General features: G+C 63.6%; 21 protein-coding genes and 1 pseudogene. 11 read left to right on the plus strand and 11 right to left on the minus strand.

Annotated features, from left to right (window positions below; all coding sequences use genetic code 11):
* Window positions 1–58 precede the first annotated feature (58 nt).
* From H8S34_RS05980 to H8S34_RS06015, 8 genes are all read right to left on the minus strand, one after another.
* The gene (locus H8S34_RS05980; RefSeq protein ID WP_101691160.1) at window positions 59–703 is read right to left on the minus strand and encodes an ABC-2 transporter permease; all 645 of its coding nucleotides are present in this window, start codon (window positions 701–703) and stop codon (window positions 59–61) included.
* Window positions 700–1,566, minus strand: coding sequence for an ABC transporter ATP-binding protein (locus tag H8S34_RS05985; RefSeq protein WP_101691159.1), 867 nt, complete (start codon window positions 1,564–1,566; stop codon window positions 700–702). The genes H8S34_RS05980 and H8S34_RS05985 overlap by 4 nt, the downstream gene beginning before the upstream one ends.
* Complete coding sequence (locus H8S34_RS05990; RefSeq protein WP_101691158.1) at window positions 1,566–1,946, minus strand: GntR family transcriptional regulator; 381 nt, start codon at window positions 1,944–1,946, stop codon at window positions 1,566–1,568. The genes H8S34_RS05985 and H8S34_RS05990 overlap by 1 nt, the downstream gene beginning before the upstream one ends.
* A 388-nt stretch (window positions 1,947–2,334) precedes the next feature.
* Window positions 2,335–2,952, minus strand: a complete 618-nt coding sequence (locus tag H8S34_RS05995; protein WP_243207929.1) for a single-stranded DNA-binding protein — start codon at window positions 2,950–2,952, stop codon at window positions 2,335–2,337.
* 112 nt (window positions 2,953–3,064) lie between these two features.
* Window positions 3,065–3,301 (minus strand): hypothetical protein, encoded by a 237-nt coding sequence (locus H8S34_RS06000; protein ID WP_101691156.1) that lies wholly within the window; start codon window positions 3,299–3,301, stop codon window positions 3,065–3,067.
* Between the two features lie 116 nt (window positions 3,302–3,417).
* Window positions 3,418–4,212, minus strand: coding sequence for an ABC transporter ATP-binding protein (locus H8S34_RS06005; protein ID WP_186963314.1), 795 nt, complete (start codon window positions 4,210–4,212; stop codon window positions 3,418–3,420).
* Window positions 4,205–5,104 carry an ABC transporter permease gene (locus H8S34_RS06010; protein WP_101691296.1) on the minus strand — a complete coding sequence of 300 codons (900 nt, stop codon included), beginning with the start codon at window positions 5,102–5,104 and terminating at the stop codon, window positions 4,205–4,207. Before H8S34_RS06010 ends, H8S34_RS06005 begins: the two co-directional genes overlap by 8 nt.
* 113 nt (window positions 5,105–5,217) lie before the next feature.
* A complete protein-coding gene (locus tag H8S34_RS06015) occupies window positions 5,218–6,231 on the minus strand; it encodes an ABC transporter substrate-binding protein (RefSeq protein ID WP_186963315.1) in 1,014 nt (337 codons plus the stop codon).
* 243 nt (window positions 6,232–6,474) lie between these two features.
* Between H8S34_RS06015 and H8S34_RS06020 the strand changes: the two genes are divergently transcribed.
* Genes H8S34_RS06020 through H8S34_RS06035 form a run of 4 tightly spaced genes read left to right on the plus strand, consistent with a single transcriptional unit; the run spans window position 6,475 to window position 9,027 of the window.
* Entirely contained in the window at window positions 6,475–7,197 is a 723-nt protein-coding gene (locus tag H8S34_RS06020; protein WP_101691153.1) for a WecB/TagA/CpsF family glycosyltransferase, read from the plus strand.
* 16 nt (window positions 7,198–7,213) lie between these two features.
* Window positions 7,214–7,894, plus strand: coding sequence for a dTMP kinase (locus H8S34_RS06025; protein ID WP_186963316.1), 681 nt, complete (start codon window positions 7,214–7,216; stop codon window positions 7,892–7,894).
* Between the two features lie 22 nt (window positions 7,895–7,916).
* Window positions 7,917–8,462: a DJ-1 family glyoxalase III gene (locus H8S34_RS06030; protein ID WP_186963317.1), complete on the plus strand. Its 546-nt coding sequence runs from the start codon at window positions 7,917–7,919 to the stop codon at window positions 8,460–8,462.
* Window positions 8,455–9,027: a 5-formyltetrahydrofolate cyclo-ligase gene (locus tag H8S34_RS06035; protein WP_101691150.1), complete on the plus strand. Its 573-nt coding sequence runs from the start codon at window positions 8,455–8,457 to the stop codon at window positions 9,025–9,027. The genes H8S34_RS06030 and H8S34_RS06035 overlap by 8 nt, the downstream gene beginning before the upstream one ends.
* A 53-nt stretch (window positions 9,028–9,080) precedes the next feature.
* Here H8S34_RS06035 and H8S34_RS06040 read toward each other — a convergent pair whose 3' ends face one another.
* Window positions 9,081–9,275 carry a hypothetical protein gene (locus H8S34_RS06040; protein WP_101691149.1) on the minus strand — a complete coding sequence of 65 codons (195 nt, stop codon included), beginning with the start codon at window positions 9,273–9,275 and terminating at the stop codon, window positions 9,081–9,083.
* Between the two features lie 188 nt (window positions 9,276–9,463).
* Here H8S34_RS06040 and mltG point away from each other — a divergent pair, with 188 nt between their 5' ends.
* From mltG to H8S34_RS06075, 7 genes and pseudogenes are all read left to right on the plus strand, one after another.
* On the plus strand, window positions 9,464–10,708 hold the full coding sequence (gene mltG, locus H8S34_RS06045; protein WP_186963318.1) for an endolytic transglycosylase MltG: 1,245 nt from the start codon (window positions 9,464–9,466) through the stop codon (window positions 10,706–10,708).
* A gap of 85 nt (window positions 10,709–10,793) precedes the next feature.
* Window positions 10,794–12,002 (plus strand): peptidase U32 family protein, encoded by a 1,209-nt coding sequence (locus H8S34_RS06050; protein WP_186963319.1) that lies wholly within the window; start codon window positions 10,794–10,796, stop codon window positions 12,000–12,002.
* Window positions 11,999–13,114, plus strand: a complete 1,116-nt coding sequence (locus tag H8S34_RS06055; protein WP_366485707.1) for an acyltransferase — start codon at window positions 11,999–12,001, stop codon at window positions 13,112–13,114. Before H8S34_RS06050 ends, H8S34_RS06055 begins: the two co-directional genes overlap by 4 nt.
* 98 nt (window positions 13,115–13,212) lie before the next feature.
* Entirely contained in the window at window positions 13,213–13,641 is a 429-nt protein-coding gene (locus tag H8S34_RS06060; RefSeq protein WP_186963320.1) for a hypothetical protein, read from the plus strand.
* A 321-nt stretch (window positions 13,642–13,962) separates the two neighbouring features.
* Window positions 13,963–16,623: an alanine--tRNA ligase gene (gene alaS, locus H8S34_RS06065; protein WP_186963321.1), complete on the plus strand. Its 2,661-nt coding sequence runs from the start codon at window positions 13,963–13,965 to the stop codon at window positions 16,621–16,623.
* A 162-nt stretch (window positions 16,624–16,785) separates the two neighbouring features.
* Window positions 16,786–17,124: a histidine triad nucleotide-binding protein gene (locus H8S34_RS06070; protein ID WP_101691145.1), complete on the plus strand. Its 339-nt coding sequence runs from the start codon at window positions 16,786–16,788 to the stop codon at window positions 17,122–17,124.
* A 19-nt stretch (window positions 17,125–17,143) separates the two neighbouring features.
* A pseudogene (locus H8S34_RS06075) lies at window positions 17,144–17,581 on the plus strand (cytidine deaminase); the annotation flags it as partial.
* 67 nt (window positions 17,582–17,648) lie between these two features.
* Here H8S34_RS06075 and H8S34_RS06080 read toward each other — a convergent pair.
* A complete protein-coding gene (locus tag H8S34_RS06080) occupies window positions 17,649–18,974 on the minus strand; it encodes an MATE family efflux transporter (RefSeq protein ID WP_101691143.1) in 1,326 nt (441 codons plus the stop codon).
* A 35-nt stretch (window positions 18,975–19,009) separates the two neighbouring features.
* Window positions 19,010–21,196 carry a DNA topoisomerase III gene (locus H8S34_RS06085; protein WP_186963323.1) on the minus strand — a complete coding sequence of 729 codons (2,187 nt, stop codon included), beginning with the start codon at window positions 21,194–21,196 and terminating at the stop codon, window positions 19,010–19,012.
* Between the last annotated feature and the right edge of the window lie 32 nt (window positions 21,197–21,228).

The raw sequence follows: 21,228 nt of genomic DNA on the forward strand, positions 1-21,228 counted from the left end.
GAAAAAACAGCCCGGAATGCGTTTGCATTCCGGGCTGTCTTCCTGTTAAAGCGTCGTATTACCACTCTTTTTGGGCATAGATGCGCTGCGAGATACGGCAGGAGATGAAGTAGGCCGCCACGGTCACCAGAATCAGGCCCACCGCCAAGGCGGCTGCGCTCTCCTGAAGGCGCTCCTCCGCGCCGATGGCCGGGAACAGGAAGCCCGCGCTCCCCACAATGGCCACAAAGGCCACCACAAAAACCAGCGTCATCAGGGTGCGCCCCCGCTCCACGCCGAACCGGTAGCACAGCGGAAGGGTGATGCTGGCCATCAGCAGACTCACCAACCCGGTTGTCACCGTGGCGGCCACCATCTCGAGCGGATCGTCGCTCAGCAGGCCAAACGCATGAATGAGCAGGCACAGCGCGCCGCAGATCAGCACGCTCCCGAGGGCGATGACCGCCGTATAGACATAGCGCCCCCGCACCGCGTTCCTGGCACCGCCGGGCAGGGTGCAGGCATAGCTGTCCCACCGGGAGACCTGATCGAAGGCCATGGCCGAGAGGGGGCACATCAGGGTCACCAGCACCACAAAGCCCGAGAGGATGTAGGACTCCCACACACCGGCGGCGCTGATCGCCCCATAGACCAGAAGAATCACGCCGTAGGTCCGCATCTGCTTGCGCATCAGGAGAAAATCTTTCCGCACATATCCCATCATGCTCTGTCACCTCGCACCGTAAATACCATCAAATCCTCCAGACTCACCGGGTCCACCGCCAGCTCCGGGTAGCGGCGGCGGAACTCCCGTTTGTCCCGCACCAGCGCCTCGCACTGGAAGGCGCTCTCCCGCCGGCCCACCAGGAAGGCGGGGTCCACCCGGTCCATCTCTCCCCGGGCACAGGCCAGACGGCCATACTCGTCCAGAAGCTCATCCTTGGCCCCCTGGAGCACCAGCTTTCCCCGGTGCAGGTAGGCCACATAGTCCGCCGCCTTCTCCAGATCGCTGGTGATGTGGCTGGAGAGCAGCACGGCATGGGACTCATCGGAGACGAAATCCAGAAAGAGCTCCAGGATCCTGTCCCGCACCACCGGGTCCAGCCCGCTGGTTGCCTCGTCCAGCAGAAGCACGCGCGGATTGCGGGCCAGCGCCGCGGCAATGGAGAGCTTCATCTTCATGCCCCGGGAAAATTCCTTCACCAGCTTTTTCTCGGGCAGCTCAAACTCCCCCAGCAGGCTGTGGAACCGCTTGCTGTCCCAGCCGGGGCAGGCGCCGGAGAGGATGGTCTCCACCATGTGGGGCGTGAGGAGCTCATGGAACGGACACTCGTCCAGTACCACCGCCACCTGCTCCTTGACTGCCCGCTCCTCCTTCCGGTTGTCCATCCCAAAGATCCGGATCTCCCCGGCGTCCCGCCGGACCAGATTCAGGATGCACTTGATGGTAGTGGACTTTCCCGCGCCGTTCTCCCCGATGAGTCCCAGGATGGTCCCTCCCGGCACCGCCAGGGTCACATCGTCCAGCCGGAAGCTGCCGTAATCCTTGGTCAGATGTTCGATCTCAATGGCATTCTCGTAGTTCATCAGGCTTCCTCCCCTTCGTACAGAATGGTCAGTGTCTGCATCAGCTCTTCCAGCGTGATGCCCCCGGTCCGCGCCACTTCCACCGCCGCGCCCAGGTGTTCTTCCGCCCGGCGCAGGGCGTCCTCCCGCACCAGCTCCAGATTGCGGGGGGCCACAAAGCAGCCCTTTCCGGGGACCGTGGTGAGAAATCCCTCCCGCTCCAGCTCCTCATAGGCCCGCTTGGTGGTGATGACCGAGATCCGCAGCTCCCGGGCCAGCAGACGCATGGAGGGCAGCGCCTCCCCCTCCTGGAGCTCTCCCTTCAGGATCAGGCTCTTGATCTGGCGGGTGATCTGGTCGTAGATCGGGACCTCTCCCGTATTGCGAATGATGATATCCATGGTGCACCTCTGTCATACCGTATATACTTGACATATACAGTATATATGCCATATACACAATTGTCAAGTCCCAGCCGCAAAAAAGCGCGCAGCCCCGAACGGGACTGCGCACTCAAACGATCGATAAAGTGTATTTCTGCGATTCTTGCTGCAAGAGCCTCGCAGAGTTCCGCCGTCCGCAGATGGCGGAAGAGAATCAAATCGTGTTTTCCGGCGGCGTGTACGTCGGAAAACACTCTTCTCAGGCTGCAAGTGTGTGGCCCTTCGGGCCATGCGCGCAGCGGCCTGCATCCTCTCGAAAAAATGCTTGCATTTTTGAGAAGCGTGTCGAATGTATTCGACACGCTGAGCGCGCAGTCCCGGACGGGACTGCGCGCTGCTATGTATTCTATTCGATGGCTTCCACCGGCTCCAGCTGCATGACGGAGATCTCGTAGGCGATGCGCTGGGTGGTCTCCCCCTGCTCCACTTTCGTATAGGATCGGCTCTGAAAGCGCCCCTCCAGCCGGATGGCATCCCCCACGGACAGCTCCGCGCAGCGGCGGGCCAGCGCTCCCCAGGCGATACAGGGCAGATAGTCCGCCCGGCCGTAGCGCCGGTTGACGGCCAGCAGCAGATCGCAGATCTCCCGCCCCATGGGGGTGCGCCGAAAGACCGGCGGCTTGCAGATGGCCCCGGCCAGGACCAGATTGTTGCAGTGCTCTCCCACGCCCTCCCGCAGCTGCCGGGCGTACAGGGTAATGACCAGCCGGCTTCCCTTCCCGCTCTTGTTATTGAAGGAGCGGACCTCCCCCTCGATCTCCACCTCCTGCCCGGCCTGGACAGGATGCTGTTGGAGCAGTGCCCGGGAGACGATGACATTGACCCGGTCCTCCGCCCCGGAGAGCCTGCGTACCATCAGGGGAAAGGCCTCATACTCCATACCGTGGTTGGTATGGGAATAGACGGGAGCCTCGGCTGCGGTCCCCCGCAGCAGGGCCTGATTTTCATTCCAGTTGATTTGCATGTCTGCCACACTCCTGCGTATAAATTCCAGGTTTTTACTCTGTGGCATCTATATGCGGCGGAGGCCCTCTCTATGACAGACGGTCCCTCCGAAAGGGCCTCCGCCGACTCGGTCAGCCGCGGTCCCGGCCCTTTTTTTCACTCCGGCGTGCCTGCTGCCCGGCAGGCAGATGGACTCCGCCCACGGTTCCGGCGCACTGGCCGTTGGCCGCCTGTACGCCGGTGACCATCTCATCCTCTTCCATTCCGTCCGGACGACGGGCCATCAGGGCATTGGTCCGGTGCTGCACCTGCTGGAGCAGGGCCTCCTGCGGGTTGATCAGGACCCCATCGGCATTGACTTCGCTCATGAAAAACCACCTCCTTGTGGAGGTAGTATACCGCTCACCCCTTCGAATTATCCCTTAAGATAGAAAGACCCGCCGCAGAGCATTTCTCTGCGGCGGGTCGGTTTTATTCTGTTTGATCAGGAGAGCAAGGCGCGGTCACTGGAGAACTCCTCGCCGCTGGCCTTGGTGAACTGTTCCAGCAGGTCCTCCACCGTCAGGCGCTTCTTCTCCTCCCCGGAGATGTCCAGCACGATATGGCCGTCATACATCATCACCAGGCGGTTGCCGTGGGCGATGGCGTCCTTCATGTTGTGGGTGATCATCAGGGTGGTAAGGTTGTCCCGGTGGACGATCTTCTCGGTGGTATCCAGCACTTTGGCTGCCGTCTTGGGGTCCAGTGCAGCCGTGTGCTCATCCAGGAGCAGGAGCTTGGGGCGGACCAGACTGGCCATCAGCAGGGTCAGGGCCTGCCGCTGACCGCCCGAGAGCAGACCCACCTTGGAGGTCAAGCGGTCCTCCAGGCCCAGGTCCAAAATCTTGAGGAGCTCCCGGTACTCGGCGCGCTCTTTTCCGGTGATGCCGACCCGCAGGCCCCGGCGCTTGCCCCGCCGGGCCGCCAGAGCCAGGTTCTCCTCGATCTGCATGGTGGCCGCCGTTCCCATCATGGGGTCCTGGAACACCCGGCCGATGTAGGATGCCCGCTTGTGCTCGGGCAGGCGGGTCACATCCACCCCGTCAATGGTGATGGTGCCCTCATCCACCGGGAATACCCCGGCCACCGCATTGAGCATGGTGGACTTACCGGCGCCGTTTCCGCCGATGACCGTGACAAAATCCCCGTCGTTCAGGGTGAGGGTGAGGTGATTGAGGGCCCGCTTCTCATTGACGGTGCCCGCGTTAAAGGTCTTACAGACCCCTTTGATCTCAAGCATGGCTGGCCGCTCCTTTCTTGGCGGATTTGGAGAAGTACTTCCCCTTCCAGTACGGGATGCTCAGGAAGAGGGCCACGATCAGGGCGGTGATGAGCTTCATGTCGTCCGTGTTCAGGCCCAGCCAGATGACCACATTGTACACCACATAGTAGAGCACCGAGCCGATGACCACGCTGAGCAGCAGCAGGGCGAAGTTGTGGAAGATCTTCGAGAAGAGCACCTCGCCGATGATGACGGCGGCCAGACCGATGACGATGGCGCCCCGGCCCATGTTCACGTCGGCGAAGCCCTGGTACTGGGCCAGCAGCGCCGAGGAGAGGGCCACCAGACCGTTGGAGAGCATCAGGCCCAGCACCTTGGCCACATTGGTGTTGATGCCCTGGGCCCGGGCCATGTTGGCGTTGGCACCCGTGGCCCGGAGAGAGCAGCCCAGCTCGGTGCCGAAGAACCAGTAGAGCAGGGCGATGATGACCGCCGCAAAGATCACCCCGATGAGGATGGGGTTTTCCAGGCTGAGGGATTTCACATTGCGGGAGGACACCAGCAGATCATAGTTCCGGAAGCTGATGGGCTGGTTGGCCTGTCCCATGATGCGCAGGTTGACCGAGTAGAGGGCCAGCTGGGTGAGGATGCCGGCCAGGATGGCGGGAATGCCGCACACGGTGTGGAAAAATCCCGTGGCCAGTCCGGCCAGCATACCGGCCAGGAAGGAGCCCAGCAGGGCCAGGGGCATGGGGACCCCCGCCATGGTGAGCATGATGAAGACGGCGCCGCCGGTGCACATGGTGCCGTCCACCGTCAGGTCGGCTACGTCCAGGATTTTATAGGTCAGATAGACGCCGATGGCCATGATGCCCCAGATGAGTCCCTGAGCGGCCGCTCCCGGCATCATATTGAATAAGGCTGTGATGTCCACAGATGATCTCCTCCTTAAATCGCGGAAATGCGCCCAAAAGCAGCGGAAACGGACGTTCCGCTGCTTTTGGATTTTATGCGGGGGACAGATTACTCGATAGCCTCATATCCCTCGGGCGGGGTGAGGCCCAGCTCTTCGCAGATGGCCGGGTTGTACTTGGGGGTGAACTGGGGCGCGTACTCAATGGCCATTTCGGCGGGATCCTTGCCGTTGACCAGGATCTCATAGGCCATCTCGCCGGTGGCGTAGCCGATGTCATAGTAGCTGATGGTCAGGGTGGCCACGCCGCAGCCACGGCAGATGCCCTCCTCACCGGCAATGATGGGGGTCTTGGCCGCCAGGGCGATGTTGCCGATCAGCTCGGCGTTCTGGGCGGCGGTGTTGTCGGTGGGGATGTAGAGGACATCCTCGGCGGCACAGGCCGACTCGGCCACAGCCGCCAGATCATTGGAGTCGGAGAAGGTGTAGCTGGTGCAGGTATAGCCCATCTCCTCCAGGTAGCCCTGCACCGCGCTGACCTGATAGGCGGAGTTGGGCTCGGCGGAGCAGGAGAGCAGGCCCACCTTTTCCGCGTCGGGGAACCAGGTCTGGAGCATGGCGGCCTGTTCATCCAGCGGGGCCAGATCGGAGGTACCCGAGACGTTGAAGCCGGTGACCCCGTCAAAGTCGTTCAGGCCCAGGGCCACGCCGTACTCGGTGATGGAGGTGCCCAGAATGGGAATATCCTCGGTGGCAGAGGCCGCCGCCTGGAGGGCGGTGGTGCCGTTGGCCATGATGAGATCCACGCCGTTGGAGACAAAGCTGCCCACGATGGTATTGCAGTTATTGGAGTCGCCCGAGGCGTTCTCCACCTTGATCTCCACCTGGTCGCCCAGCTTTTCCTTCAGGGCGTCCTGGAAGCCCTGCGTGGCCGCATCCAGCGCCTCGTGCTGCATCTGCTGGCACACGCCGATGGTGTAGCTGTCCTGCCCACCCTGGGTACCGGTGTCTCCCCCCGCGCTCTGGGCGGGAGAGGCGGACGGATCGGAACTGGAACAGGCGGCCAGGGAGGCCGCCATCGCCACGGAGAGCGCCATGGCAGTCAATTTCGGCAGATATTTCATTGCAAGCTCCTCCATCATCTCATGGTTCGCTTTAGCACACTTATGCTTTTATGTGCTAAAGTAAAGAGGTTTAAAAAAATACCTCTCGGTCCAAGGTTATATTCATTATAATGACCTTCCTCTCCCTTGTCAAGCCCTGTTTTCCCGCTGGTGCACCGGTCTTAATGGTTTTTTCATAGACTTCTCCCGGCGGTTGTGTTACAATGGGGAGCACAAAATGATCCTTATCGGAGGTCTTTTATTTTGAAAACTGACATACTGGGTGTAGGCTTCGACACCCTCTCCCCCGAGGAGATGGTCCATACCGCCGCTTCCCTCATCGAGGCCGGTGGGTTCCACTATGCCGTCACACCCAACCCCGAATTCCTGCTGGCCGCTCAGAAAAACGAGGCCTTCCGCACCGTGCTCAATCAGGCCGATCTCTCCATGCCCGACGGCATCGGCGTGGTCTATGCCTCCAAGATCCTGGGGCGTCCGCTGAACGGACGGGTCCCGGGCATCGATTTTGCCGACGGGCTCATGGCCTGGATGGCACAGCACGGCAAGCGGCTGTTCCTGCTGGGCTCCAAGCCCGGCATCGCCGAGATGGCTTCCGTCAACCTGCGCCAGCGGCACCCCGGCCTGACCGTGTGCGGCACCCATGACGGCTATTTCAAGGAGGATGCGCCCGTCATCCAGGCCGTGCGGGAGGCTGAGCCCGACGTGGTCCTGGTCTGCCTGGGCGCGCCCAAGCAGGAGCTCTGGATGGCGCAGAACGGCCCCGCCACCGGCGCCAAGTTTATGGTGGGCCTGGGCGGCGCGCTGGACGTGTTCGCCGGACAGACAGAGCGCGCCCCCGAGGCCTGGCAGAAGGCCGGAATGGAGTGGCTCTACCGTCTCATCAAAGATCCCAAGCGCATCAACCGCATGGCCAAGCTCCCCCTGGTCCTCTTCCAGGCGGCGGGGGCGCGCCTGCGCGGCAAGTAAATGGGAGGAATCCTCATTGTCTGGTAAACTAATTGTATTCGAAGGGACCGACGGCTCGGGCAAGTCCACCCAGTTTGCCCGTCTGTGTCAGCGGATGGAGCAGGAGGGCCGTCCCTTCCAGCGTCTGGTCTTTCCGCAGTACAGCGAGCCCTCCTCCGCCCTCATCCGGATGTATCTGGGCGGGGAGTTCGGCACCCACCCCTCCGACGTGAACGCCTATGCCGCCTCCGCCTTTTTCGCGGTGGACCGCTACGCCTCCTGGAAAAAGGTGTGGGGGAGTTATTATGAGGGGGGCGGACTGGTCCTCTCCGACCGGTACAGCACTTCCAACGCCGTCCACCAGGCCTGCAAGCTGCCTCCCCACCAGTGGGAGGAGTTTTTCCGCTGGCTGGATGACTTTGAGCACACCAAGCTGGGGCTCCCCCGGGCCGATCTGGTGCTCTATCTGGACATGCCCACCCAGCAGGCCCTGACCCTCCTGCGCAGCCGGGAGGCCAGCACCCACACCTCCGGCGACATCCACGAGGTGGACCCGGAGTATCTGGCCCTGTGCCGCCGCACGGCCCTGGCCGCCGCCCCGGTGCTGGGGTGGAAGGTCATCCCCTGTACGGAGGCCGACGGCTCCCTTCGCACCATCGAGTCGCTCCACCATCAGCTCTGGGAGATCCTCTCCCCCATGGTATCCGATCCAACCTGAATCGAAACGAGGAGGTTTTCCTATGGTTTACATTCTGCTTGGCACCGGCTTTGAAGAGGCCGAGGCACTTGTCCCCGCCGATCTGCTCCGCCGCGCCGGCATTGAGACCGCCCTGGTGGGCGTGGACGGCATGACCGTCACCGGCGGCCACGGCATCCAGGTCGCCGCCGACCTGTCCCTGGCCGATGTGGATCTGGAGCGGGCCAAGATGCTCCTTCTCCCCGGCGGACTGGGCGGTGTGGAGGTCATTCAGAACAGCATCCCCGCCCTCGGCCTCATCCAGGGGGCCTATGACCGGGGCATCTGGCTCTCCGCCATCTGTGCTGCGCCCACCATCCTGGCCGGTATGGGCCTGCTGGACCGCCGGAAGGCGGTCTGCTACCCCGGCATGGAGGATGAAATGGGCTCCTCCGTGGTGGAGCGGGGCGCCCGCGTGGTGGTGGACGGCCATATCGTCACCGCCCAGGCCGCTGGTTCCGCCTTCCCCTTCGGTCTCAAGCTGATCGAGGTCCTGGCCGGCGCGCCCGCCGCCCAGGCCGTAGCCCAGGCGGTGCACTACCATGGATGAACAAAAGGCCGCCCTGCGCCGGACCATCCGCGCGCAGATGAAGGCCCTCACGCCGGAGGAGCGGCATGAGAGCGATGAAGCCCTCTTTGCCCGCTTCCTCTCCCTTCCCGCCGTGGAGCGGGCGGACACCCTGCTGCTCTACTGCGGCATGGGGGCCGAGCTGGATACCCTCCGCCTGCTGCCCCAGCTGATTGCCCGGGGCAAGCGGCTCCTCCTCCCCCGCTGTGCCGACGCGCCCGGAATCATGGACGCACGGGTCTACGACCCGTCCCTCCCCCTGGTGCGCCACCGCTACGGCATGCTGGAACCGGGGCCCGACCGCCCCGTGGTCTCCCCCGGGGAGATCGATCTGGTCCTGGTCCCGGGCCTGGCCTTTGACCGCCGGGGCTATCGGCTGGGCCAGGGGGGCGGCTACTATGACCGCTATCTTCCCCAGACGAAGGCCTTTACCGTGGCCCTGTGCCGGTCCTGCTTCCTGCTGGATGCAGTCCCCCGGGAGGAACACGATGCGCCGGTGGACCTGGTCCTCACCGAGGAGGAGACCTTCGGTCCCGCCGCCCTTTGATGCAAAAAGAAACAAGCGGGGAAATTCCCCGCTTGTTTCAGGCTGCTCTCCGCTCAGCAGCAGCTGTCTCCGCAGCAGCTCTCGCCGCAGCAGCCGTTATGCATCCGGTTTCCGCCGCAGCAGCAACCGCCGCTGTTGCCGCTCCATCCCATCCCGCTGCCGCCACCGCAGCAGCAGCACAGTACCAGAATCACGATCACGATCCACATGCAGTTTCCGCCGCCAAATCCATTGTTGTTTCCACACATAAGTAGATACACCTCACCTTTTCTGGGCGTCGGTGGTTTGCCTTCGCCCGAACTGACCCATACTATGTGGTAAGGCTGCCACAGGTGCATGCCGATCGTGGTCTCGTTTCACCGTTTTCTCCGCCCCTCCGGCGGAGGTCCGGCCGCCGTGCCCCGCCGGCGCGGCGGTACAGTTAGGAGTTGAATCCATGTCACAGGAATATGAACGCTCGCCGGGACGGCGGGTCCAGGGACGCAGATATACCCCCTCCCACTTGCAGAGCGGGGGGGAGACCCGCCGCCGGACCTCGTCTGCTTCCGGCTCCCGCAGCACCGCATCCTCCCGCACCACACCGCCCTCCCGGGATTCCGGCCCCTCCCGGCCCAACCGCCCCAGAGGGAAGCGCAAGGGGCGCTTTGGTCCCTATGGAGCCATGCTCTATGTGATCTTCGTCATCGGCATCTCGGCGCTGCTGGCGGCGTTTGGCTGGGTGGCCGCCTGCGATGTGCTGGCCCTCAATAAGCCCGAGCACGCCGCCACCGTCACCATTGAGGAAAATACCTCCCTGGACCAGGTGGCCGACACCCTGAAGGACAACGGCCTGATCGAGTACAAATTCCTCTTCAAGCTCTTTGCCTCTTTTACCGGCGCGGAGAAGGACAATAAGATCACCGCCGGCACCTATGAGCTGGATACCGATATGGACTATCACGCCCTCATCAGCAACATGGGCAAGGGCTCTTCCAGCCGGAAGGAGGTCACAGTCACCATCACCGAGGGCATGACTCTGGACCAGATCTTCGCCCTGCTGGAGAAGGAAGGGGTCTCCACGGCGGCCAAGCTCCAGGAGGAGGCGGCCAACCACCAGTTCAAATACTCCTTCCTCAAGGATCTGCCCACCGGCGATTACCACCGGCTGGAGGGCTATCTCTTCCCCGATACCTATACCTTCTATATGGGCGGTGACCCCCTGCAGATCCTGAACAAGATGATCCTGCGCTTTGACGAGATGTTTACCGACGAGATGCGGCAGGACGCCGCCGACCGCGGCTACACGGTGGGAGAGATCGTCACCATCGCCTCCATGATCGAGAAGGAGACCGACGGTACCGACCAGACCAAGATCGCCTCGGTCATCTATAACCGCCTTGAAAATCCCACCAGCGAGACCGCCGGTTACCTCAACATCGACGCCACGATCCTCTACGCCACCGGCGGGACCGTGGTGGACACCAACGCGGACACGCCCTACAACACCTCTACCCACAAGGGCCTGCCCCCCACGGCGATCTCCTGTCCCGGCATTGACGCCCTGCGCGCTGCCCTCTACCCCGCGGATACCAACTATTACTACTACGCCCTGGGCGATGACGGCACCCACTCCTTCTTCAAGACCTACAAGGAGCATCAGCGCTTTATCGCCAGCCAGGAGCGCTATCAGACCTCCCAGTAACACGCACCACTGCGCTCAAGCGGCGGACACGGCCAGCCGTGTCCGCCGTTCTTCCTGCACCACAAGAAACAGAGAGGATGGTACTATGTCAATCGAACTGCTCTCCCCCGCCGGAGATATGGAGCGCCTGCGCATGGCCGTGACCTACGGCGCCGACGCGGTCTATCTGGCCGGAAGTGACTTCGGTATGCGGGCCTTCGCCGGCAACTTTACCCCCGACCAGCTCCGGGAGGCGGTGGCCTTCTGCCACGCCCGGGGCGTCAAGGTCCATGTGACCTGCAACACCATGCCCCGCAACGATGAGGTAAGCCGGCTCCCCGCCTGGCTGGAGCTCATCGCGGACGCCGGGGTGGACGCCGTCATCATGGCCGATCTGGGCGTGTTCGCCCTGGCTGGAAAGCACGCCCCCGGCCTCAAGCGCCATGTCTCCACCCAGGCAGGGGTCACCAACTACGAAGTGGCCCGGGCCTGGCATGATCTGGGTGCCGACCGGGTCATTCTGGCTCGGGAGCTCTCCCTGGAGGAGGTGGCCGAGCTGCGCGCCAAGACGCCCAGGGAGCTGGAGATCGAGGCCTTTGTCCACGGCGCCATGTGCGTGAGCTACTCGGGCCGGTGCCTGCTCTCCAACTACATGACGGGCCGGGACGCTCAGCGGGGCGCCTGTGCCCAGCCCTGCCGCTATAAATACGCCCTGATGGAGGAAAAGCGCCCCGGCGAGTACTTCCCCGTCTACGAGGAGAACGGCGAGACCTTCATCATGAACAGCCGGGACATGTGCATGATCGACCACATCCCGGAGCTGATGGAGGCGGGGGTGGACTCCCTCAAGATCGAGGGCCGGGCCAAGTCGGCCTACTACGCCGCTGTCATCACCAGCGCCTACCGCCACGCGGTGGACGCGGCCCAGGCCGGTGTGCCTCTCTCCCCCGTGTGGCGGGATGAGGTGGAAAAGGTGAGCCACCGCCACTACTCCACCGGCTTCTGGTTCGGCCAGCCGGGGCAGTTCACCGAGGATGCCCGCTACATCCGGGATTACCAGGTCTGCGCCGTGGTGGAGTCCTGTGCTCCCGACGGCCGGGCGGTGTGCTCTCTGCGCAACAAGTTCCGCGCCGGGGACACCCTGGAGCTCATCGGCCCCGGTCTGGAGCCGGTCTCCTTCCAGGTCCCGGTCATGGCGGACTCTGACGGCTTTCCTCTGGAGGAGCCCCGCACCCCGCAGATGAAGTTCACCCTCCAGCTCCCCCACCCCGCTCCCGCGCTCTCTCTTCTGAGAAGGCAGGTGAGTGAACCGTGACCGTCAAGCGCCGCTTTGACTATGATCTGATGCGGGTGCTCTCCATGTTCGGCGTGGTCTATCTCCACACGGCGGCGGGGGCCCTGCGCCATCCGGAAAACGCGGCGGTGTGGCACTTCTCCAACCTCATCACCGCCCTGGCCACCACTGCCGTCCCCCTCTTCTTCATGCTCTCGGGGGCCCTGCTCCTGTCCCGGCCCGAGACCGCCGATCCCGGCGTGGTGCTGAAAAAGCGCCTGCCCAAGATCCTCCTCCCCCTGCTGGCCTGGTCGGGGCTCATCATCCTGCTCACCGCCCGGGGCGACCCGGCGGGAGCCGCCTCCCTGCTGGGCAATCTCCTGCACAATCCGGTGGTGGTCCCCTACTGGTTCCTCTACGCGCTGGTGCCCATGTACCTGCTGGCTCCCCTTCTGAAAGAGATGGCCGACGGGCTCACCCCGGTTCTGTGGCGGTATCTGCTGGGGCTCTGGTTCGTGCTGGTGCTGGGCCTGCGCACCCTGCGGGCCTTCCTCCCCGTGGGGTTCTGGCGTACTGCCCTGACCGAGCACGGGAGCTTCAACCTGATCTTTGTGGGCGGCTATCTGGGCTATTTTCTCCTGGGGGCCGCGCTGGAGCGCATGGAGCATCTCCCCTCCCGCCGGGCGCTCTGGGCCGCGGCAGGGGTCCTCTATATCCTCATCGCCGCCGGGACCGCCTGGCGCACCGATTCTTCCGGCGTCTATGACGAGACCTTCAAGAGCTATCTCAATCTCTTTGCCGCCCTGCTCTCGGTGGTTCTCTTCCTGCTGGCCCGCTCCTACCTCTCACAGCGGGAGAGCGGACGGGTAATGACCTATTTCTCCGGCATCTCCTTCGGGGTCTACCTGGCCCACCCCAAGGCCATCAACCTGATGCAGCATCTCTGGTATGTCCTCCTCCACGACACGGTGGATACCATCCCCGACCAGGTACTCCTCTATCTGGCCATTCTGGCCGGGTGCGTGGTGGGAGTGAGTATCGCCGCCTCCATTCCGGTGGTCTGCTACCTCCTCACCGGGCAGCGCTTCTCCGCCGCCCGCCGGGAGAGCAGCCTGCTGGCGCTCTTTCGCCCCGCCCAAAATCGGAATAATTGACCCCTTACAAAAAATCAGATATAATTAAAAGACAAAATCGATCCATTCAAACCGTGGCGGAGCTCCTGTGCGGAACCATTTTTAGGGGAGGGAATCGTATGAAAAAATCCCGGCGTCCTCTCATCCTCGTTCTGATCCTCCTGGCGGTCCTGGCACTGGTTCTCCTTCTGCGTCCCAGGCGGCTGTCCGATGTGCTGCCGGACGGAGGACAGGAGATCACCTTCTGCAAGGTCCTCCTCCTGTCCGGCTCCGCCGAGATCGGGGAACTGGCCTGTTCTCCCGAGCAGATTCAGGCCCTGGAGGAAGAACTTCCCCAGACCTGGGTCCGCTGGGTCTCTCTCTGGGACGGCGGCTTCCGCGCCTATGATGAGCGCGCGTACCATCTGGTCCTCGCCACGGAGAACACCTCTTACAGCATGATCCTCTCTGACCGGGGCGAGCTGGTCTGCGGCCGGACGGTCTACCGCACCTGCTTTGACGACGATCTCTTCCGCCTGATCCAGAGCTGGACCGCAGATCAGGCGTAAATCGGTCGCTTTGACGGTTGACATTGTGGAAAAGTGTGATAAAATTACTCCGTAATCAAGTTGTAAGGCTTTGACGGAGCCAAGCGGAATTCCGGCGTCTGGAAGCGAGAGGGGAGAGTGCAAGCCCTCGGCGGACCGGTTTTCGCACGCCACTCCTGAGCCGTCCGCGACGAGCGGAACGTCCCGCCCCCGTTACCGGGCGAATGAGAGGTCCCCGATCAGGGGATCATCAGGGTGGTACCGTGGAACTTTTCCGCCCCTGGCCAGCGCCAGGGGCGGTTTTTTCATCCCACCCATATCTTTTCTTTGGAGGTCCTTCCCATGAAGCAGTATGGAGTCAACGAACTCCGCGAGATGTTCCTCAAGTTCTTTGAGACCAAGGGCCATCTCCGTCTCCCCAGCTTTTCCCTCATCCCTCAGAATGACGCCAGCCTTCTCCTCATCAACTCCGGCATGGCGCCCATGAAGCCCTTCTTCACCGGCGAGCAGGAGCCCCCCCGTCACCGTGTGACCACCTGCCAGAAGTGCATCCGCACCGGCGACATCGAGAACATCGGCCACACCGCCCGCCACGGCACCTACTTTGAGATGCTGGGCAACTTCTCCTTCGGCGATTACTTCAAGAAGGAGGCCATCCACTGGGCCTGGGAGTTCCTGACCTCCCCTGAGTGGGTGGGCCTGGACCCCAACCGTCTCTACCCCTCCGTCTTTGCCGGAAATGAGACCACCCCCGCCGACGACGAGGCCTTCCGCATCTGGAACGAGGAGATTGGCATCCCCGCCGAGCGCATCTTCAAGTTCGGCAAGGAGGACAACTTCTGGGAGCACGGCTCCGGCCCCTGCGGCCCCTGCTCCGAGATCTACTACGACCGCGGCGAGAAGTACGGCTGCGGCAAGCCCGGCTGCACGGTAGGCTGTGACTGCGACCGCTATATGGAGGTCTGGAACGTGGTGTTCTCCCAGTTCGACAACGACGGCGAGAACCACTACACCGAGCTCAAGCAGAAGAACATCGACACCGGCATGGGCCTGGAGCGCCTGGCCGTGGTGTGCCAGGACGTGGATTCCCTCTTCGACGTAGACACCGTCATGAACATCACCAACAAGGTCACCGAGATCACCGGGGCCAGCTACGGCCAGAGCCGGGAGAAGGACGTGTCCCTCCGGGTCATCACCGACCACATCCGCTCCGCCACCTTCATGATCTGCGACGGCGTGCTCCCCTCCAACGAGGGCCGGGGCTACGTGCTGCGCCGCCTGCTCCGCCGGGCTGCCCGCCACGGCAAGCTCCTGGGCGTGAACGATCCCTTCCTCTACACGGTCTGCGACACCGTCATCCAGGAGAACGAGGGCCACTACCCCGAGCTGCGGGAGCGTCAGGCCTATATCACCAAGATCATCCGGGTGGAGGAGGAGAACTTCGCCAAGACCATCGACGGCGGCATGCGCATCTTTGACGATATGCTCGCCGGTCACAAGGAGAAGGGGGAGAGCGTCTTCTCCGGCGCCGACGCCTTCAAGCTGTACGATACCTACGGCTTCCCCATCGACCTGACCATCGAGATGGTGGAAGAGGCCGGCATGACCGTGGACCAGGCCGGCTTCAAGGCCCTCATGGAGGAGCAGCGTGTCCGCGCCCGCAAGGCCCGTGAGGCGCTGGGCGACCTGGGCTGGGCCGGCATCGAGTTCGGCAAGGACATGCCCGCCACCCAGTTTGTGGGCTATACCCAGACCGAGGCCCAGGGCCAGATCCTGGCTCTGGTGGCTGAGGAAGAGCTGCGGGACGAGGTGGGCACCGGCGCCGAGGCCATCGTGGTGCTGGATCAGACCCCCTTCTACGCGGAGATGGGCGGCCAGATCGCCGACCACGGCGTCATCAAGACCGATTCCGCCCTCTTCGAGGTCCACGATGTCCAGAAGAACAAGGGCGGCAAGTATATGCACACCGGCGTGGTCAAGGCCGGCGCCCTGAAGGTGGGAGACACCGTGACCGCCTCCATCGATGTGGAGCGCCGTCAGGCCCTGGCCCGTGCCCACTCGGCCACCCACCTGCTCCAGCGGGCGCTGGAGATCGTCCTGGGCGACCACGTCAACCAGGCCGGCTCTCTGGTGGAGCCCGACTTCCTCCGCTTTGACTTCACCCACTTCTCCGCCATGACCCCCGAGGAGCTGGGCAAGGTCTCCGAGCTGGTCAACCAGTCGGTCCTCCACGGCTATCCCGTGGTTACCAACGAGATGAGCCTGGACGAGGCCAAAAAGACCGGCGCCAAGGCCCTCTTCGGTGAGAAGTACGGCGACACCGTGCGCGTGGTGGACATGGGCGGCTACTCCGTGGAGTTCTGCGGCGGCACCCATCTGGACAACACCGCCAAGGTGGGCGTGTTCCACATCAACAGCGAGTTCTCCGTGGCCTCCGGCGTGCGGCGTATCGAGGCCACCACGGGCCTGAAGTCCCTGGAGGTCATGAACCGCAACCAAGAGCGGCTCTTTGAGGCCGCTGCCATCCTCAAGACCAAGCCCGGCGAGCTGCGGGAAAAGGCGGAGCAGACCATGGAGGAGCTGCGCCAGATGCGCCACCTGGTGGAGAAGTACAAGGCCAAGGAGGCCGCCGGTGAGACCGAGCGCTTCCTGCTGGGCGGCCACAGCGTGGGCGAGCTGAAGGTCCTCACCGCCACCCTGCCCGATGCCGACGCCAACAAGCTGCGCCAGATGGGCGACCTCCTCCGGGACAAGCAGCCCAACGTGGTGGCCGTGCTCTCCTCCGTCAACGGCGAAAAGATCACCTTCCTGGCCGTCTGCGGCAAGGAGGCCGTCCAGAAGGGCTTCAAGGCCGGCGACATTATCAAGCACGTCACCGCCATCTGCGGCGGCAAGGGCGGCGGCAAGCCCGACTCCGCCATGGGCGGCGGCTCCAACGTGCTCAAGCTGGATGACGCCCTGGCTGCGGTGGACGACTTCGTCGCCGGTAAGCTGGGACTGTAAGACACACGCTTCCTACTCTGCCGCAGGGGCGTCATCCAGCCCCGCCGCCCCTGCGGCGTTCCAAGCGTTTTGCACCAACCGGTGCAAAACCTTGATGCCAGCAAGCTGGGACTGTAAGCGTCCTTTCCCCCATCCATCTTCTGTTCAAAGGAGGGTTATTCTATGAGCGATTGTCTGTTCTGCAAGATCGCGGCGGGCGAGATCCCGTCCAACAAGGTCTATGAAGACGAACAGGTCTATGCCTTCTACGACATCGACCCCCAGGCTCCCACCCACTTCCTGGTCATTCCCAAGGCCCACATCGGCTCCTGCGGGGAGATCAACGGGGAGAACGCCCCGGTGGTGGCCCATATCTTCGAGGTCATCTCCAAGGTGACCCATGACCTGGGGATCACCGACTTCCGTGTGGTCTCCAACTGCGGCGAGCAGGCCGGCCAGTCCGTCCACCACCTGCACTTCCATGTGCTGGCGGGACGGGATATGACCTGGCCTCCCGGCTAATCGGCAGGAGTTTGCACGCCATCGACGAAAGGAGCGCTCTATGAACAAGCAGGAACTGGTACGCCTGGCCCTGGAGGCCAGGGCCCGCAGCTATGTCCCCTACTCCCACTTCCGCGTGGGGGCCGCCCTTCTGACTTCCTCCGGGAAGGTCTATCAGGGCTGCAACGTGGAAAACGCCTCCTACGGCGGCACCATCTGCGCCGAGCGCACCGCTGCGCTCCGGGCGGTCTATGAGGGCGAGCAGCGCTTTTCCGCCATCGCCGTGGCCGGTTTCCCCGAGGACGCCCCTCCGGAGGAGCGGGGTTATGCCTATCCCTGCGGCATCTGCCGGCAATTCCTGCGGGAATTTGCCCTGCCCGGGATGAAAGTCTATATCGCCCGCAGTGAGGAGGAGGTCATCGAGACCACGCTGGAAGAGCTTCTCCCCATGTCCTTCGGCCCGGAACACCTGCAATAAGACGCAAAATGGCCCCTCAGCAGAGCAACTTGCTTCTGCTGAGGGGCCATTCTTTTCTGTGTTTCGATCAGAGCAGGTTCTCCCGCCGGAGTCTTATGGTGCACAGGCCCACCACGCCCACGGTGATGAACTCGGCCGCCGGGACGGCCATCCAAACGCCGTGCATCTGAAAGAAATATCCCAGCACTACGATGGCCAGCACCTCAAAAAAGAGGGTCCTGGAAAAGGAGATGAGGGCAGAGTTCTTGCCGTCTCCGATGGCGGTGAAGAGGGCCGAGGCAAAAATATTGATCCCCGCGCCCAAAAATCCCGTCACAAAGATGCGGAAGCCCCGCACCGCCATGGCAAAGACCGCCGTGCCCGGCCGGAAAAAGGCGCTGACGATCCCGGTGACCCCCAGAAGGGAGATGACCCACACTGCTGCCGAGGAGAGGAGCACAAAGCTGCCGCACCGCCGCACCGTGCGCCGCAGATAATCCCGGTTCTCCGCCCCGTAGTGGTAGGAGATCACCGGACTCACGCCCATGGAAAAGCCCATGAACATGGAGGTCATCAGGAACTGGCAGTAAAAGACCGCCGTGATGGCCGCCACCCCGTCAGTCCCGGCAAAGCGCAGGGTGTAGAAGTTCAGCAGCAGGGTAGTCACCGAGCTGGAGAGGTTGGTCACCATCTCCGAGGAGCCGTTGGCGCAGGTCTGGAGCAGGAGACGGCCGTCCCATTTGGGCCGCCGGAAGCACAGGCCGTTCCGGTTGCGCCAGAAGAAAATGAGTCCGCCGATGGCCGGGATGCAGTAGCCTCCGCCGGTGGCCAGGGCGGCTCCCTGCACTCCCATCCCGCCGGGCACTACCAGCAGGTAGTCAAACACGATGTTGAAGACGCCCGCCCCGATGTTCATGACCAACCCCAGCTTGGGGCGCCCCGCCGTCACAAAAAAGCTCTGAAAGAAGAGCTGGATGGCGCCCACCGGGATAAAGCAGATCAACGTCCCCAGATAGACCTCACTGTAAACCAGCGTCTCCCCCTCCGCGCCCAGCCAGCGGCAGAGGGACTCCAGATTGGTCAGCGTCAGCACCGTCACCGCCAGTGACAGGGTGACCGAGGTCACTAAAATCAGGGTGAAGGCACTGCGGGCCTCCTCATTGCGCCCCTGGCCCATCCGGATGGCCACCAGCGCGCTGCCGCCGGTGGCAAACATGATGCCGATGGCCAATGCCACGCCCTGGACCGGGTAGACCAGGTTCAGGGCGGCCACGGCCTCCGGTCCCACGAAATTGGATACAAACAATCCGTCCACGATGGTATACAGGGATACAAAGACCATCATCACGATGGACGGAAAGGCAAAGCGCAGCAGCTCAGGAAAGGAAAACTCCTGTGCCAGTCGTTGCTGCACGCAGAACACCTCCTGTCATTTCGCTTCTTCTCTCGTTACGATCGATTCTGTTCCATCCACTTGGCCAACTGGGCGGCCAGGGCGGAGTTCCCCGTCTCCTCCTGCCGGGCCTGCTGCTCCAGGTAGCGGCGCACATCCCGCTTGCCGCCCCCCGCCTTTTCCCGGCGCTTTTTGAAGTCGGAGAGCTTTTCCCGGTAGCCGCACACACAGGCGAACATCTGCTTCTCCCCCTCGCCCCGCAGCTCCATCCGCTTGTGGCAGTTGGGACAGCGGGCATTGGTGGTCTGCTTCACGCTCCGGCGGTAGCCGCACTCCCGGTCGGGGCACACCAGCATCTCCCCCCGCTTGGTCTTGACCCGCAGCAGGTACTTCCCACAGTCGGGGCAGGGGGTCCGGGTCTGGTTGTCGTGGGTGTAGGAGGCGTCGCTGGCCTTGACCTCGCTTACCAGGTGGCTGGCGTACTGCCGCATCTCCTCCACAAAGTGAGCCTCCCGCTCCTTGCCCTGGGCGATGGCCCCCAGGCGGCCCTCCCACCGGGCCGTCAGGGCTGCCGAGCGCAGGTCGGCGGGAGCCAGCTTCACCACCTGGACGCCCTTGGAGGTGGGGACGATCTCCTTCCCCCGCCGCTCCACGTAGAAGGAGGAGAAGAGCTTCTCGATGATGTCCGCCCGGGTGGCCGGGGTGCCCAGACCGCCCGTCTCCTCCAGGATACGGCTCTCCTCCCGGTCCTCCACCTGGCTTCCCGGGTGCTCCATGGCGGTGAGGAGGGTGGCCTCGGTGTACCGGGCCGGGGGCGCCGTCTGTCCGGGGCGCAGGCGCACCTCGCCCACCGGGAAGCGCTCCCCCTCCCGCAGAACCGGAAGGGCCTGCTCCCGCTCGTCCTCGTCCTCCTCCTGGTCCAGGTCCGAGAAGGAGCGGTCATAGGCGGCGCGCCAGCCCGGCTCCACCATCACCTTTCCCCGGGCGGTAAAGGTCTCGCCGTCCACCTCCAGGCTGAGGCGGACCTCCTCATACACACAGGGTGGGAGCAAAACCGCCAGGAAGCGCCGCACCACCAGATCGTAGATGTTGCGCTCGCCCCCCGACATCCGCCAGAGCTCCACCTGCTCCTCGGTGGGGATGATGGCGTGGTGGTCGGAGACCTTGGCGTCGTTCACCAGATATTTCGTCTGGAGGGGCCGCTGCCGCCGGATGGAGAGGGCCAGGTCCCGGTACTCGTCTACCGCCACCGAGGTGATGCGCTCGGGCAGCGTGGGCACCACATCCTGGGAGATGTAGCGGGAGTCGGTACGGGGATAGGTGAGCACCTTGTGGTTCTCATAGAGGGACTGCATCATGGACAGGGTCTCTTTCGCCGAGTAGGCGTACTTCCGGTTGGCGTCCCGCTGGAGCTCCGTGAGGTCGTAGGCGGCGGGGGGCGGCACCTCCCGGCGCTTGCGCTGGAGGGAGCGGATGACCGCCTCCTTCCCCGCCAGACGCCCGGCCAGGGCCCGGGCTTTCTCCCGGTCGAAGATACGGGCCTGTCCCTGCCCGTCCCGCCAGGTGGCGGTGAAGCCCTCCAGCCGGATCTGGAGGGTGTCAAACTCCCGGGGCCGGAAGGAGCGGATGGCCTCCTCCCGGTCCACGATGAGGGCCAGGGTGGGGGTCTGCACTCGCCCGGCGGAGAGCTGGGCGTTATACTTGCAGGTGAGGGCCCGGGTCACATTGAGGCCCACCAGCCAGTCGGCCTCGCTCCGGGCCCGGGCGGAGTAGAAGAGATTGTCATACTCCGCGGCCGGCCGCAGATGGGCAAAGCCCTCCCGGATGGCCCGGTCGGTCTGGGAGGAGATCCACAGCCGCTTCGTGGGACCCTTCCACCCGGCCTTCTCCAGGATCCAGCGGGCCACCAGCTCCCCCTCCCGGCCCGCGTCGGTGGCGATGACCAGTTCCTTCACATCCCCCCGGTGGAGCAGGGCCCGCACCGCCCGGAACTGCCGGGCGCTCTGGGGGATGACCGCCGTCTTCATCGGTTCGGGCAGCATGGGCAGAGTGAGGAGGTCCCACTTCTGCCACGCCTTGTCGTACTCCTCCGGGGCGGAGAGCTCCACCAGATGGCCCAGGGCCCAGGTGACGATGTACTCCGCACCCTCCAGACAGCCCTCTCCGCTCTTCGTACAGCCCAGCACCCGGGCCAGTTCCCGGCCCACCGAGGGTTTTTCCGCCAACACCAGTGTTTTGGACATGAAATCGCTCCTTTTGGGGCCTGTGCCCCGGT

It is taken from the genome of Pseudoflavonifractor hominis, from assembly GCF_014288125.1.
Taxonomy (GTDB): domain Bacteria; phylum Bacillota; class Clostridia; order Oscillospirales; family Oscillospiraceae; genus Pseudoflavonifractor_A; species Pseudoflavonifractor_A gallinarum.

Excerpts from the sequence above, each read along its gene's own strand:
- H8S34_RS05980 (WP_101691160.1), bottom strand. The coding sequence starts at position 703 with ATGATGGGATATGTGCGGAAAGATTTTCTCCTGATGCGCAAGCAGATG.
- H8S34_RS05985 (WP_101691159.1), bottom strand. The coding sequence starts at position 1,566 with ATGAACTACGAGAATGCCATTGAGATCGAACATCTGACCAAGGATTAC.
- H8S34_RS05990 (WP_101691158.1), bottom strand. The coding sequence starts at position 1,946 with ATGGATATCATCATTCGCAATACGGGAGAGGTCCCGATCTACGACCAG.
- H8S34_RS05995 (WP_243207929.1), bottom strand. The coding sequence starts at position 2,952 with ATGCAAATCAACTGGAATGAAAATCAGGCCCTGCTGCGGGGGACCGCA.
- H8S34_RS06000 (WP_101691156.1), bottom strand. The coding sequence starts at position 3,301 with ATGAGCGAAGTCAATGCCGATGGGGTCCTGATCAACCCGCAGGAGGCC.
- H8S34_RS06005 (WP_186963314.1), bottom strand. The coding sequence starts at position 4,212 with ATGCTTGAGATCAAAGGGGTCTGTAAGACCTTTAACGCGGGCACCGTC.
- H8S34_RS06010 (WP_101691296.1), bottom strand. The coding sequence starts at position 5,104 with ATGATGCCGGGAGCGGCCGCTCAGGGACTCATCTGGGGCATCATGGCC.
- H8S34_RS06015 (WP_186963315.1), bottom strand. The coding sequence starts at position 6,231 with ATGAAATATCTGCCGAAATTGACTGCCATGGCGCTCTCCGTGGCGATG.
- H8S34_RS06030 (WP_186963317.1), top strand. The coding sequence starts at position 7,917 with ATGGTTTACATTCTGCTTGGCACCGGCTTTGAAGAGGCCGAGGCACTT.
- H8S34_RS06035 (WP_101691150.1), top strand. The coding sequence starts at position 8,455 with ATGGATGAACAAAAGGCCGCCCTGCGCCGGACCATCCGCGCGCAGATG.
- H8S34_RS06040 (WP_101691149.1), bottom strand. The coding sequence starts at position 9,275 with ATGTGTGGAAACAACAATGGATTTGGCGGCGGAAACTGCATGTGGATC.
- mltG (WP_186963318.1), top strand. The coding sequence starts at position 9,464 with ATGTCACAGGAATATGAACGCTCGCCGGGACGGCGGGTCCAGGGACGC.
- H8S34_RS06050 (WP_186963319.1), top strand. The coding sequence starts at position 10,794 with ATGTCAATCGAACTGCTCTCCCCCGCCGGAGATATGGAGCGCCTGCGC.
- H8S34_RS06060 (WP_186963320.1), top strand. The coding sequence starts at position 13,213 with ATGAAAAAATCCCGGCGTCCTCTCATCCTCGTTCTGATCCTCCTGGCG.
- alaS (WP_186963321.1), top strand. The coding sequence starts at position 13,963 with ATGAAGCAGTATGGAGTCAACGAACTCCGCGAGATGTTCCTCAAGTTC.
- H8S34_RS06070 (WP_101691145.1), top strand. The coding sequence starts at position 16,786 with ATGAGCGATTGTCTGTTCTGCAAGATCGCGGCGGGCGAGATCCCGTCC.
- H8S34_RS06085 (WP_186963323.1), bottom strand. The coding sequence starts at position 21,196 with ATGTCCAAAACACTGGTGTTGGCGGAAAAACCCTCGGTGGGCCGGGAA.